The sequence below is a fragment of the Neptunitalea lumnitzerae genome, from assembly GCF_027924185.1.
Lineage (GTDB): Bacteria > Bacteroidota > Bacteroidia > Flavobacteriales > Flavobacteriaceae > Neptunitalea > Neptunitalea lumnitzerae.
This window is the reverse complement of the sequence record NZ_BRVO01000001.1, coordinates 1,158,929-1,173,623: the sequence shown is the minus strand read 5'-3', so window position 1 is coordinate 1,173,623 and position 14,695 is coordinate 1,158,929. Positions and strand designations below refer to the sequence as shown.

14 protein-coding genes are annotated in these 14,695 nt (G+C 31.8%); all 14 read right to left on the bottom strand.

All coding sequences use genetic code 11. The features are described 5' to 3' along the window. Nucleotides 1-33 precede the first annotated feature (33 nt). Nucleotides 34-774: a tyrosine-protein phosphatase gene (locus tag Y10_RS05220; protein ID WP_281764308.1), complete on the bottom strand. Its 741-nt coding sequence runs from the start codon at nucleotides 772-774 to the stop codon at nucleotides 34-36. 36 nt (nucleotides 775-810) lie between these two features. Then, nucleotides 811-1,743 (bottom strand): UDP-glucuronic acid decarboxylase family protein, encoded by a 933-nt coding sequence (locus tag Y10_RS05215; protein WP_281764307.1) that lies wholly within the window; start codon nucleotides 1,741-1,743, stop codon nucleotides 811-813. 152 nt (nucleotides 1,744-1,895) lie between these two features. Then, on the bottom strand, nucleotides 1,896-4,313 hold the full coding sequence (locus tag Y10_RS05210) for a GumC family protein (RefSeq protein ID WP_281764306.1): 2,418 nt from the start codon (nucleotides 4,311-4,313) through the stop codon (nucleotides 1,896-1,898). Between the two features lie 3 nt (nucleotides 4,314-4,316). Further along, on the bottom strand, nucleotides 4,317-5,087 hold the full coding sequence (locus Y10_RS05205) for a polysaccharide biosynthesis/export family protein (protein ID WP_281764305.1): 771 nt from the start codon (nucleotides 5,085-5,087) through the stop codon (nucleotides 4,317-4,319). Nucleotides 5,088-5,201: 114 nt separating this feature from the next. Further along, nucleotides 5,202-6,035: a glycosyltransferase gene (locus Y10_RS05200; protein ID WP_281764304.1), complete on the bottom strand. Its 834-nt coding sequence runs from the start codon at nucleotides 6,033-6,035 to the stop codon at nucleotides 5,202-5,204. A gap of 6 nt (nucleotides 6,036-6,041) precedes the next feature. Next, nucleotides 6,042-7,343 carry a hypothetical protein gene (locus tag Y10_RS05195; protein WP_281764303.1) on the bottom strand — a complete coding sequence of 434 codons (1,302 nt, stop codon included), beginning with the start codon at nucleotides 7,341-7,343 and terminating at the stop codon, nucleotides 6,042-6,044. A 5-nt stretch (nucleotides 7,344-7,348) separates the two neighbouring features. Next, the gene (locus tag Y10_RS05190; protein WP_281764302.1) at nucleotides 7,349-8,359 is read right to left on the bottom strand and encodes a glycosyltransferase family 10 domain-containing protein; all 1,011 of its coding nucleotides are present in this window, start codon (nucleotides 8,357-8,359) and stop codon (nucleotides 7,349-7,351) included. Nucleotides 8,360-8,376: 17 nt separating this feature from the next. Then, nucleotides 8,377-9,408 (bottom strand): acyltransferase family protein, encoded by a 1,032-nt coding sequence (locus Y10_RS05185; RefSeq protein WP_281764301.1) that lies wholly within the window; start codon nucleotides 9,406-9,408, stop codon nucleotides 8,377-8,379. Between the two features lie 10 nt (nucleotides 9,409-9,418). Beyond that, on the bottom strand, nucleotides 9,419-9,982 hold the full coding sequence (locus Y10_RS05180; RefSeq protein ID WP_281764300.1) for an acyltransferase: 564 nt from the start codon (nucleotides 9,980-9,982) through the stop codon (nucleotides 9,419-9,421). Nucleotides 9,983-9,999: 17 nt separating this feature from the next. Next, nucleotides 10,000-11,109, bottom strand: a complete 1,110-nt coding sequence (locus Y10_RS05175; protein WP_281764299.1) for a glycosyltransferase — start codon at nucleotides 11,107-11,109, stop codon at nucleotides 10,000-10,002. Nucleotides 11,110-11,114: 5 nt separating this feature from the next. After that, on the bottom strand, nucleotides 11,115-11,975 hold the full coding sequence (locus tag Y10_RS05170; RefSeq protein WP_281764298.1) for a hypothetical protein: 861 nt from the start codon (nucleotides 11,973-11,975) through the stop codon (nucleotides 11,115-11,117). Next, complete coding sequence (locus Y10_RS05165; protein WP_281764297.1) at nucleotides 11,966-12,790, bottom strand: glycosyltransferase family 2 protein; 825 nt, start codon at nucleotides 12,788-12,790, stop codon at nucleotides 11,966-11,968. Before Y10_RS05165 ends, Y10_RS05170 begins: the two co-directional genes overlap by 10 nt. Next, nucleotides 12,787-14,049 (bottom strand): hypothetical protein, encoded by a 1,263-nt coding sequence (locus tag Y10_RS05160; protein WP_281764296.1) that lies wholly within the window; start codon nucleotides 14,047-14,049, stop codon nucleotides 12,787-12,789. Before Y10_RS05160 ends, Y10_RS05165 begins: the two co-directional genes overlap by 4 nt. Beyond that, the gene (locus tag Y10_RS05155) at nucleotides 14,046-14,654 is read right to left on the bottom strand and encodes an acyltransferase (RefSeq protein ID WP_281764295.1); all 609 of its coding nucleotides are present in this window, start codon (nucleotides 14,652-14,654) and stop codon (nucleotides 14,046-14,048) included. The genes Y10_RS05160 and Y10_RS05155 overlap by 4 nt, the downstream gene beginning before the upstream one ends. Nucleotides 14,655-14,695 lie beyond the last annotated feature (41 nt).

The following is a 14,695-nucleotide window of genomic DNA, read 5'->3' as shown; positions in this document are numbered from 1 at the left end:
GAAAGATTAAGAATAAATAAGGATGCTAAGAATTTAGTCAGCAAAAAACTGATTCTTACTCATAGCCACTTTTAATGCCTCTATCGATTTTATCATCACCTTCCTGTCAAAAGCTGCAATATGCCTCTTATGGTGTATATCTGAGCCTGTGAAATCTATAAAACCATTTTTCAGCAAGTAATCTGCCGTTTCCATAACACCTTTACCATAGTACCCAACAACCGAAAGTAAATTTAACTGAAATAGACAACCTGCATTTTTTAAAGCCTCATAGGTGTCCTTTGTATTGTGATAGTACAAATAGCGCTCTGGGTGCGCTAAAACGGGCTGATAGCCCTTCATTTGTATGGCAAACAATATCTCATTTAAGGCTATCGGCGGATTTAAATAAGACAACTCTACCAAAAGATAATTATCTTTTAATGTTAACAGATTATTCTGCTCCAAGGTTTTTTCTAAAAACTCATTATCTAAAAAATACTCAGAGGCTACCTTTAGCTGTACTTGGCTAGTTAAATCTTGTTTTTCCTTTATGAGCTTAGTATAAGCACCAGTAATAGATTCTGTTGTATTATCCCAAACATTTGGTAATGTATGAGGCGTAGTTATTATTCTTGAAAAACCCAAAGACCGCATGGACTTCAACAGATCCTCAGAAGTTTCTACCGAATCGGCCCCATCATCTATTCCTGGTAAAATATGAGAATGAATATCTACATAATTATCTAATAACACATCTTTTAAAAGATACTTTTTCTTAAAACCAAACAACATACCGCTAAACTTCTTTCGTCAATTACTCCTTTATTTTTACTCTGACAACACTTTATCAAAATAAGAAATTGTTTTAATTAAGCCAGCCTCAAGGGGCACAGTAGGCTCCCAACCCAATTTCTCTTTTGCAAGTGTAATATCTGGTTTTCTTTGCTTAGGATCATCTTGTGGCAATGGTAAAAAGCTAAGCTTAGAAGCAGACCCTGTTAATTGAATTATTTTCTCTGCCAACTCAATCATTGTAAACTCACCAGGATTACCAATATTAACGGGCCCTGTAAAACCATCATTATTCATCATCAACATCATTCCATTCACCAAATCATCAACATACTGAAAAGAACGTGTTTGCTGTCCGTCTCCAAAAATAGTTATCGGCTCATTCTTTAGGGCCTGAATTATAAAATTAGAAACCACTCTACCATCATTCACACTCATGTTTGGTCCGTAGGTATTAAATATTCTCACAATTCTAACATCTACATTATTTTGTTCGTGATAATTAACAAACAATGTTTCAGCACATCTTTTACCTTCATCGTAGCATGATCTTGCACCTATAGGGTTCACATTACCCCAATAAGACTCTACCTGAGGATTAATTAACGGATCGCCATACACCTCACTTGTACTAGCCTGTAAAATGGTAGCTCCTACCCTTTTGGCTAACCCTAGCATATTTATAGCCCCTATAACCGATGTTTTAACCGTTTTAATAGGGTTATGCTGATAATGAATTGGGCTTGCCGGACAAGCTAAATTATAAATCTGATCTACCTCTGCATAATACGGACTCGTTACATCGTGTCTTATAAGTTCAAAATAAGGGTGCTCTAACAAATGAACAATGTTACGTTTAGAACCTGTAAAATAATTATCTAAACACAATACCTCATGTCCTTGGTTTAACAATGTTTCACATAAATGAGACCCAATAAAACCAACACCTCCGGTAACTAATATCCTCATGCCTGAAAAAAATGATTAAGATTTAAAAAACAATTAGGTACAATTTTAATATTTATAAGTGAAATTATACCTTCAATACAAATCTAATCGATTAAAAATAAAAAAACCTCAATGAAATGATTCAATGAGGTTTTTTTATGAAAAACTTTGTGTTATTTAATTCCGAACAACCTTTTATACCAAGGTTTTTTTCTTTGCCTCACATCATTACCATATCCATATCCATATCCATAATTATAACTATAGCTATAATTATAACCATACTCATAACCATACTTGTAAGACTTCTTCTCTCCAACATTATTGATAATATAAGCCATATTATTAAGCTTGTTTCTATGATTAAGGTCTTTAGAGAATTTCAATATTTTCTTCTCTGTATATCCTGCTCTAACTAAGTACACAGTTTCGTCTGCATATTTAGACACAATAAGTGTATCTGTAACCAACAATGTAGGTGCTAAATCAAAAATCACATAATCATAACGCTGTTTAGCTTCTTCTACAAATTGAGCAAAGCGTGCACTAGTTAATAACTGAGGTGCATTAGGAGGCACTATCCCGCTAAAACACACATCAAAATATTCACTAATTCCTATTTGCTTAGTAACACACTCATCAAAATCCATATCGTTACTATGTAAATACGCACTAAGTCCACGGTTATGATCTTTACTTACTTTAAAATATTTATGAAGCTGCGGGTTACGTAAATCTGCTCCAATTAACAGCACCTTATGATTAACACTTGCAAAAGCCAACGACATATTTATAGCAGCAAAGGTTTTACCTTCTCCTTTAATAGTAGAAGTTACAAAAACTACTTTACCAGTACCATCTTCATTTTTATTACCCAACACATAATCTACGTTAGTAGACAAAATCCTGAATGATTCGGCTAAAACAGAACGGTCATCAACAGTATTGAACATCTTATTATCGTCTGGAATAAAAGGAATTTCTGCCAATACAGGTATTTCAGGGTTTTCTTTTTCAACATCAACTCTATCATGCACTTTATTATCCAAGAGAAAAATTACATTGATAATTACAAAAGGAACGGCTAGTCCAAAAATTAAACCTATTGCCAGTATAATCTTTTTCTTTGGAGATACTGGAACATCATTAGTTACTGCGTAATCTACAACTTTTATTGAAGGTGCAGTAACAGCATAACTAATGGCTGCCTCTTCTCTTTTTTGTAGCAACATAAGATACAAGGCTTCTTTAAGATTTTGTTGTCTTACAATTTCTCTTAAAACCCTTTCCTTTTTAGGTATATTAGAAAAAGCACCATAAGCCCCACCTCTAATATCTTTAACTTGTTTTAAACTAACATTTAACTGCTCTCTATAAACCTTTAAAGACGCTATAATATTTTTTCGTAGAGTTTGTAATTGAAATGTTAGACTTTTAATCTCCGGATTATTTTCACCAGCACCAACATCTAATAACTTCTGACGATTTAAAACCAACGCATTATACTCTGTAACCTGAGTATTAACAGAAGGGTTTTCTATACCTATATCGGCTGGTAACAAAGAAAACTCTGGCTCCTCTTCTAAAGAATCTTTCAATAACTTCACCAAAGAAATTTGAGTTTGCAGTGTATAATATTGATCATCTAAAGCAGCTCGTTTTTCAATTGTAGCCTGCACATCTGCCTCGATAAAAGATAAATCACTATTCTTTTTATAATCTTCTTTTTCTACCTCAATAGAATCTAATTCCTCTACTAAACCACTAAAACGACTATCAATAAAATCAATTGTACGCTTACTTACCAATTGCCTATCACGAACCCCATCAAGATTAAACTCGTAAACAATGGTATTTAATATTTCTTCTGTTCTTCTTGGATTCTCACCCGCCAAACTCAAAGTTAAAATCTCACTTTCTTGAGTAGTAGGCCTAACATTTAACCCCCCTCTTAAAGAGAGTACTGCCCGCTTATTTGTTGTAAGATAAACAAGGTATTTAGTTTCAAAATACTTCTCAACATTATCAACTTCCCTTAATAAATCAATAGTAAATGGTAATCCTTCAACATTATTATCAGTATACGGAACTTTGTATACTAAATCTTCAACGTCTGTAATTTCAAAATGATCTGGCTTTAAATTAATAGTAAATAACCCACTTACATCGCCTCCATTTTCAGGTTCTATTTTCTCTACAACAAAGGGTGCTTTAAAAAGTTCTGCACTCTTAATTTTTCCTTCTGCTCTGTACCTTACATCCAAATCTAACGAATCTACAACCCGATCTAATAGTCTAAATGAAGTTAAAACCGCTATCTCATTATCTAGATTAATACGCGAGCCCCCTAATAAAGACCTGTAGTCAAATGCTACTTCCATTTCATTAGAGTCATCTATCACTTTAATTTTAGCTTCAGAATTATATACATTAGGTGTATAGTATATATACACAAATGCACATACTAAACTAATCATGCAACTAAGAACAAACCATGGCCAAAAAGATAAATACCTAAAAAGTATTTCCTTAATATCTATAGTCGTATCATCTTGTACTTCCGACAAGGAAAAATCTTGATTCTTTTTCATAGATTATCTTGTAATTATCACTATAGCACTTAACATAACCGATACAGCAGTAAGAACTGTCGCTGCATTACCTATTAAACCAGCACTTTTTACTTTAGCATTATTTGGACTAACAACAATTACATCATTCTGTTTGATATAAAAATAAGGAGAATTAAACCAATCTGTTGTGGTCATATCAATTCTCTTCATAGTTCTTTTACCGTCTTCTTCTCTTATTATTAAAATATCATCTCTCTTACCATTAATGGTTAAATCTCCAGCATAACCAAGAGCTTGAGGTAATGTTATTCTTTGTTCAGTAAAAGTATATGTACCTGGCACTTTTACCTCTCCCATAACAGTAACCTTTGCATTTAAAAGTCTAACATTAACAGTGGGAGCTACTAAATGCCCTCCTTCGATAAGCATATTTTCTATCTCTAGTCGTATCTCTTCAATATTTTTACCTTTTGCTTCATATTCACCTAAAACAGGTAATGTCACCATCCCCTCTGGAGATACTAAATATCCATTTAATTTTAAGATTTCTATATTATTTAAAGCCCCGCCTGTGGCATTACCAGACCCTAAATTATAAGGTGCAGCAGCAATAGGATCTTGTGCACTCACCTGAATACTCAAAATATCATTTGGTTCTATTTTAGTAGAAATAACAGGAATTGCTTGTTCAGATTCATTGGCATCTTGAAAATAAACTACTTCTTTTTTTGAAACACATGACTGCATTAAAAAAATGGAAACTACAAGAAGAAAATAAAACCTTCTTTTCATGGTTAATCTTGTTTTCATGTTCAGACAAATATAACGGTTTTAATTAATAAACTACTAAATGTAACTAACTGTAATTACACCAATAGTTCTTTTAATACAAGTTATTTTCAACTATTATTTTAAAACTTGCTTCCTAAATTTACTATCGTAAACTAGCTTTATTATTTTTTGAGGCATCAACCTTAAAATCAATCTGCTAATGGGGTAAATATATCTTAAACTAAAGCCCTTAAGCTTAGCTATCCCTTTCATATAAATTTTAAATTCATGAAAGGCTTTAGATTTATTCCTTCTTGAAAAAGTATCTTTGGTAATTCTAAAAAGAAACAAAATTTCAGGAATATTAGCTATTTTATGCCCTGCTGCTAACACATCAAACCATAGTGCCAAATCCTGAGTCATTCTGTATTCTTCATTATACTTAATACCCTCATCAAAAATACTTCTCCTAATCATTACTAAAGAGTGCTGCAAAGGTGTTGCTTTACATATATAACTCAAAATTTTATCATTTGTTTCAGGGTACACTCTAATATCTGTGTAATTATTATCTTCATCTATTTCTTGTGCATTTGCCCCTACTACAGAAATATCTTTATGCGCTTCTAAAAAGGCTACTTGTTTAGAAAAACGTTCTGGTAGCGAAACATCATCAGAGTCCATACGAGCAACGTATTTAGCAGTCACATAAGTAATACCTATATTTAAAGATTTAGTAAGTCCTAAATTCTCTTTATTCTTATGAATTATCAGAACATCTCCTAACTCTTGTTTCCATCGCTCTAATGAGTCATATAGTTCTGGTGTAAGTGCACCATCCTCTACCAAAATAATTTGAGTTGGTTTTAAAACCTGATCTGTCCAAATACTATGCATAGCCAAATCTAAATATTTAGGCTGCTCCTTGCGATATACAGACATTAAAACCGCAACACTACTGTTATTCATAAACATCTATTTTTTTTGAGCTATTAACGATTCAATATTAGTTATGTATTGTCTACGCTTATTCTCATGAACACCATCAAAACTGATAAACTTTCCATCAGTAGAAAATCTCGGATGTAAATCTACTCGGGTTTCACCTTTATATTTTGTGCTCTGATATAATTCTGCCAACTCACACAATTGTTTTGTTTTATAATTAAAAACTAACAAACGTTGCATTCTACTTTTATCAGGGTAAGAGTCAAACACTATCCAATCTTTAAATACAGAAGGATGGCCATCTCCTAAGTTTAAACTACTCATTTCTTTGCACAAAGTAGCCTCACCCGTTTTTAAATCTAGAAAATAATATCCATTTTCTCCATGGGCTTTTAAATATCCTACTATAGTATTTGTATCTACCCAAAAACAATGACTCACATATTCCTCATCAATCAATACGCGTAATGATTTAAAATCTGAATACATCAATCTATCAAAACGTCTCTTTCCTAAATAATAACGGTGAATAAACATAAACCCTTTTCCATCAGGACTAATAATTAAGTGATTTACCTTATGAGTACATTTATCAAATATATCTTTAGGAGCTATTGAAGCTACTTCTTTTAAAGTATGTAACATAGTAGTTTGCCCTGTATTGTAATCTGTTTTCCAGATTCCATCATTCTCTAAATCATGCATTTCTTCATTAGACAACAAAGGCAAATCACGATACCCATAATCAGGACGCATATTTAAAAGACGACGATAGCTGATAGATAAAAAATAATCGGTTTTATAAGATGCTTGAACAGGGTAATCAAACTCTTTAACTACTGCTTTAGCTGCAAGCGAATACACTTTTGTTTTATAAGCCCTACTCCTTGCATCAAAACTATTGAACATAAATAAATCATCTGTAACCCAATGTAAACGGGCTCCCTGTTGCCAATTATAAGCAGAAGTTTCTGCTACTTTCTCAGATTCTCCAGTAAACACATTAGTTACAACAATATCAACAGGCTTATCAGCAGATGGCAACTTTACCGATGATAAATTAGTACTCACATGCGTTAGCAACAACCCGTTACTATTTAAAGTAGCTATATCATAATAACCGCCAAAAGCATCTTTATCTGGATGATAAGATTGTAGCGGATCTTCAATATTTATAGCTACCGGACTTTCCATCAGCTTAACTCGATAATTCTTTTTAAAAGCTATCGCATTTACCCTGATATACATATCCTTTATAAACAATTTTAATCCAGGTGTTGCAGATAACACAGAAGCTATTATTCTCTCTTTTTTACTGTAAGTTGCCATTACAATTATTTTAGTTTCATTTTTAGTTTGTTTACAATACGCGATATAATCATGATACGTATTTTAGCGAGGTCCATAAAGGCTGTGTCATGCTTTAATGTAACTTCTTTCTTCGGAGCCTCTGGGTTCATTTGGTCAAACTGCTCTGCTAATACTTGAAACAAATTGTACTTATCTAACACCAAATTTTTAGCTTCGTCAATTAATGCTTCTCGTTTTCCGTAATAGTCATTCTCAATAACTTCTTCAATTGTTTTAACAGCTGCGTCAAAGTTCTTAATATCAATGTTTACATAAGCTTCTTTATTGAAATACTTATCTACATTGGTACAACCATAATATATAGGAAATGTATTGCCAAGATAACAATCAGCTAACTTTTCTGTCCAATAATCAGCATAGGATGAATTCTCTAAAACAATATGATATTTATAAGGCGCCATAACATCCCATTTGTCATCAAAGGAATTAAATCCATGCCCAAATAAATCTAACTGATCTCCAAAGTGAGCTTTCAATTTTTGCACAAAATCTATACGCTCTTGATGGCCCTTGGTAAAGGCCTTATTACTAGATATAACAGAAATCAACTTCGTTTTTTCAGGTTTAGTCGATTTTAAATCATCATAATTCTTTGTAAAAGTAACATTACCGTCTTTACCCGTAATTTTACCAATATGCCATGGTTGCGCTGGCTGATATGGTAATTGGTTAGGATGCATTAACCCATTTTGACAAACCACAATTTTACCAAACTGATTTACATACCCTTTAGAATAATGATATACAGTTTCAGGTTCGCCAGTAACAAACACGGTATTTTCTGGTGCTATAAAACAAGTTTCTGTTTTACGCTCACCTTTACTGTAAACCGCCCAAAAATCAGGGTCTTGAACTTCTTGATTAATGTAAAACTGATAATTACCCCATTGCGCTTTACCAGAAGGGGTTTGCCTAGCACAGCCTTTATTGTCGTTAGCTATTGATAATTTAACTTTATACATCTTTGAACTCATATTTTTCTTTATCTTTTTTATACAGCTATTTTCTTTTTTCTTTTACCCACTGCAAAGAATAAGTATTTATTAAAAATAAATATAACTGGCACCATTAATATAAAACAGACTATAACCATTCCTAATGAAAACGGTACTGACGATCTTAATTCTTCGACACTTAGAGGTGATATTTTAGCACTTAAATAAATTACCACTCTTTTTATCGGCTCTGAAAAACCTATAAAATATAAAGTGTTTCGGCCAAAGTACTCTAACAATGGCATTTTAAAAACTGCAAATGCTAACAACATAGTTGCTATAGAACCTGTAAATGAAGTAACTACAAATAATAAAGGGTTTTGAAGCCCTGCATATTTCACATTAATCCCGGGATTATATTGAGCAACCTTAAAAGTAACTACAAAAAGTACCATAGAAATGATAAAGTAGATAATTCTCTTTTTTATAGCTAAATCTAATGTTAACAAACCTTTGCCATAATAACCAACCCCCATAAAGAAAACAGCTACAAAAGAGGCTCCTAAACAAAAAGGCAAATGCAATGTTTTAATATAAGAAAGTACAGCAGCTACAACTAAAGAAAATATAAGTCCTATAATTATAAGAATTCTTTTATTGAGTTGTAATAACAAATACAATATACTCTCCGCAGCAAAAAGTGCCGGAAGAAACCACAAAATACCATTTACACTTTTAAACTCTCCAATATCAGAGCCATATAAAAAGGCTACCAACGGATTGTAAAAAGGCAGATCAAGCCCTGGTCTAACATTCTTTTCAACAAAAAACCAATATAAATAGCCTAATACATAAAAGGTAACATAAGGCAATAATAATGTTCGCGCTTTTTTAATAATTACATCTCCAAAATTTTGAAATTTCTTTTCATTAAAAAACAAACCTGAAATAATAAAAAACAAAGGCATGTGAAATGAATAAATAAAAACCAAACTTTCTGTTTGACGTATAGTATGCCCAAAAACCACTAAAAAAATAGCAATTCCTTTTAACACATCTATATGATGAATTCTATTAGTTGCGCTCATAATTTTTATATTATTTTGACTCTATAAACTCTAAATGTTTATTGCTATCCTCTAAAGATTCAAATCTATCTTTAATTTTCTTTGCCGGGCTTCCTCCCCAAATTTCACATGGAGGAATATCTTTAGTAACAATAGAACCAGAAGCTACTATTGAACCCTTACCAATAGTTACCCCTGATAAAACTATAGTTCCAAAACCAATCCATACATCATCTTCTACCACAGTAATTTTAGATTCTCCTCTTGGACCATCCCATATATACCTACCAGGTACATCAAAGGTATGATCTGCCCTACCTACAAAACTTACAGAACCACCCATAAGTATGTGATTGCCAAAATGAACATCTGAAGAAACTTTACACTCTCTACCAAACTGAACTCTGTCTCCTATTTTTACATCTCCCTTTAATATTTGAGTATCCCATTTAATTCTAACAAAACCATTATACTTAACCCAACGGTATTTTAGCTTAAAAATAATCCAAGTACGCACCTTGTTCATTATATAATTAGCTATAAATGAAAGCTTATTGGCGCCTTTTGGCATATTTGTAAATTGAATATTAAACATTAAAACAAGATTTATACTTATAAAAATTCATTAAATACACTAACATAGCTTTCAAAAGAAACTGGCATTAAATTCTCTTTACTTTTAAAGCTACTCTCATTAGAAACACGTTTATAAAAACTATTAAGCTCAGCAACAAATTCTGTTTCGTTTAACGGATCAAACAATACACCATTACTATGCTTTACAAAATCAACAGCACCAATGTATTTACTTGCCAATACTGGCACGCCAAACACCAAAGCCTCGTTAATAACTGCTCCAAAAGGCTCAAACCTACTTGGTAAAACATAAAAATCTGCTACATCATACCACGCATACAAATTAACACCTGAACAGAAACCTACATATTCAACTTTTTCAGTTATATGTAGCCTATTACACTGTTGCTTTAGAGACTCTAACTCTTTACCTTCCCCTACAATTACTAATTTCCAATTATCATTATCAGACTTTGCAAAAGCATCTAGTAATAAATCTAATCCCTTTACATCTACAAGCCTACCTGTATACAATAACACGTTACAATTGTTAAGAGCATAGTCTTCCTTGTATGTCTCTACAATTGGAGGAAATTGGTTTCTAAAACTTAACAAGGTTTGAGGATTCTGTATATTAGGACAAATCTTTACTTCAAGGTTTTTAAAAGCCCCTTGATACCATTTTTTTACATCTTCACTATAAACTACTATACCATTTGAATTCTCTAATACAAATTTCCTAGCTTTTGCCTTTGCTCCACCAACTTTTTGAGCAATACTCAAATTATCTGAAGTAGTTATAACATACTTAAAAGAGCATAACCCTAATTTACGATATAGCGCTAAAATAATGCTTGTAGGGTTGTATTCATGAGAAAATATAATGGCAGGTTGAATACGCTTTATAAGTTTATATACTCCAAACCTAAACTTATAATGCCCCACTTCAAATCCATTATCTAAAAATATGGTATCAATACTTCTATCTAACCTTTTTAAAAGCTCTTCTCTATTATAGGTAAAGCCTTCTGAATTTGCATTAGTAAAAGCAATGGTTAAATTATAAAACTTAGCCATTGAATTAAAAACATCAATACGCCACGGGGGTAAGTACTGAAAAAATATGATTGCTTTTGGTTTTTCCATAAAACTTACCTTAGTTTACTTTTTAACTTTTTAATCACTTGACTTTTCAATGCCTTATAAACAGGTATCAAGCCATTAATTTTTATAGAAAACATAATTGGATGTTGCTCCTTATTAGATAATTTAACTAACTCTTCCTCTGGTAAATTTATAACCTTAGGTAAGCTAATCTTAACAAAAGGAATTCCATGATTTTTAGTTTTATAACTAAGAAAAGTTATTTCTTTCTCTTTAATATGGTTGTATTGAATTAAATCCCAAGCACTTTTATTTGAATAAAAATAAAAAATAGACTTAGGATTATTGACAAACTTTAAAATTGAATAATACTTATTTATAATTGAATTATCCTGTTCTCTAAAAACTATAGGGTTCTTATCTTCAGAGGTAGTTTCTAACAAATCATATAATTGTGTTTGCCCATTAAAAGAAATAATCTTTTTTGCCTGCAATAACTGACCAAAAAGCATCCCTGCATATCCCCCAGCAGAACTACCAACAATAACCACTTCTTTACCTTCGGTTTCTCTTTTTAAAAACTCTAAAACTTTTTCTATAGAATTTAACTCACTATTAATCCCATGAAGATACCACTGCTTAAAAACATCTCTAATAAATATATGTTTATAAGCACCTTGTACACGCGTACCATACCACTCAAAAGCATCTTTATCTACTATTCTTGCTTTAAAAACAGCCGCCTCATTTGGATAATAAATATCGTTACTACTAAAATAAATAGCACATAAGGACTTATCTATACAAGAATCATCATGCACTATTTTATAGTTATCACGAGTCTTATACACATCTTTTACAAGATCTGAATCTACTTGAAAAACATAAGGCCTATTATTTACTTCCATAATTGCGGTAATATTACTCTTAAATGAATAGATATATAATGTTTAAAAGCTTGTAAAAAACCAAAATTCCTATTTTCATAAATAAAAAAGTATCTAGGATGTGCATTACCTAATGGCGAATACAAAGCCTTAAATCTTTCTCTTATAGGTGTTTTAGCATAACACCACTTTGGTAAACTTACATTATTCTCACAAGTACCTATAAACTTCTTTGTAGAATAACTTTTAAACCCTTTACGTTTGGCTCGTAATCCATAGTCAAAATCTCCTATTGCATGCGGAAATATAGGATCTAGCATCCCTACATTATCATAAACTACTTTAGGTACTAAAACCACATTTCCGTTAATCAAAAAAGCCTCTTGTAAAGTTCCATTAGGCACTATAAGCGTATTTTTAGTTCTAGGCCCATAAGTTACCTTAGAAGGGTCGTTTTCTGAGCATAAAGCCCCACAAACAATAGACTTATAATTTAATTCCTCAGAACATTTTAATAAATGTTCAACAGTATCATTAAAAATAAAGGTATCGTCATTTAACCAAAGATAAAAGTCGTATGTTTTAGCTGCAACAGCACCTTCCCATGCTCGGTGCATTCCACGATTCCAAAACAAATTTCCACTACCAGTAATAATATTTACTTGCGGAAAATTATTTTTAACTGCTTCTGCTGTACCATCGGTAGACCCATCATCTACTAAATACACATCTAATAAATATCCCTGAGGCATATTGTTATTAAACAATTGCTCTAAACATTTTAGAGTTTTATCTTTTCTATTATATACTGTTAGAAGTGCTGCTATTAGTTTCATTTAAACACCCATCTTTTTGTTCCTAAAATACTATTTAACCAATTTTCAAATTCTCGGTTTGTCATGCCTCTGTAGGCCACAGAAAAACAAATACCTACAATTACCCAAAGCAGAAAATAATTCAAATCAAAACTGTTAAAATCTTCTACCCATGCATACGCCCACCTAAACGAGACATAAAGACCTATTAACTTTATATATTTATTATTTGATTTGCTAATGGCATAATAAGAAGCTGCTACAAAAATGAAAAAGTATAAGAGTACTCCAACAATTCCAAAATAATTAAAAATATTTAAGATGGATACTTCTGAACTTGGCCGCTCATTTCTATTAGTTTCCTCTTGCATAATATTTCCAAACTTTGCAAAAGAAACAGTATCATATCCTCTAGCCATAGACCTACCAAATAACCAATAATCATTTTTTAAGGCAGAAGAAATTTCCTCTATATATAAAAATGTTCGAGTATCATTTAGTAATGACTGTTCTCTACCTTCATCATTTATAATAACTGCATCTTCACTTATCCCTCCTAAATACTCAGACATATTAAATACATTAAATATACCCGAAGCTGCTAAAGCAAATAAAACAAATGGTAAGCTTAAAAAGACAACCCTACCAAGTACTAATATATTCTTTAGCACAGCTCCTTTTAAAAATAAAAGAAGCGAGAACCCTAATGGAACCACAAACTTAATTACATTACTACGTGAGTCTGGTGCTATTATTATTAAAAATAAAATAACTCCCAAACCTATCAGCTTCCAAACCCTAGGCACTTTAGGAAAAAAAAGCATTAAGAAACTTATGGGTAACAAATATTTACCATAGGCCTCAGTACCTACAAACAGAAAAAAAACAGGAAAAAGTGCCAATCCGTATTTCAACCAAAATTTTAAAGTTTTGACCAATAATTCAGGATTACTATACGAATACACAGTTATAGGTAACAGAAAAATCATAAAATTCCGCATCAACTGCTTCCAATCCCAATAATTCTCTGATATTACTATTCCATGTACAAAAGATGCTACCACACAAAATAAGAACAAATTAATAACCCATACTTCTTTCTTTTTTGTACAGTTAAAAAATCTTTTACCTAAAAAAAGTAATCGTAAAATAAGCACATAAATAGTATACCAAATATAGGTATTACCAATAGGTATCTTAGCCCATGGTACTATAGAAGAAACTGTAATTAAAATTACAGCATACGGCAATAATTTATATACTATACTACTTAACTTCATTCAATATTCTTAATAAACTTTGCAGGATTTCCAGCCCATATTTGATTGTCTGGAATTGATTTTGCAACTAAAGAACCTGCGCCAACAATAGAATTACATCCTATTGTAACCCCTTTTAATATAATAGAATCAGCACCTATAAAAGCATTACTTTTAATCTCTACCGGAGCTTTCTCCTTATATTTAAAATCATCTTTACTAGCTCTAATAACAGGATCCAAGGAATGAAAATCTGTATCAAAAACTTTAACTCCTCCTCCTATTTTCACATTATCTCCTATGGTTATTTGTGTATGACAGATAAGCGCTGCTTGTGAAATACCAACATTAGAGCCTATTTTCATTACGGCACCTCTATCTACAAAAAAAGTACACTTTTGGTAACAACCTATTGGATTCCCCTTTATGCCGTTATTCATTGAAAAATTAACACCTAAAGAAAGACTACCCCCTTTAGCTACCACTACATAAGGCACCCCTACTGAATTAACACTTGAAAAAATAACCTTATTCCCTTTTAAAACTACAAGTGTTACTATCTTTTCTAAAAACTTTAGAAATGTTCCGTATATCTTTCTGGTTGCCTTATAAACTAAACTAAACATATAATCAATTATAAATTAACAGAGTTCATATATTCTAAAGC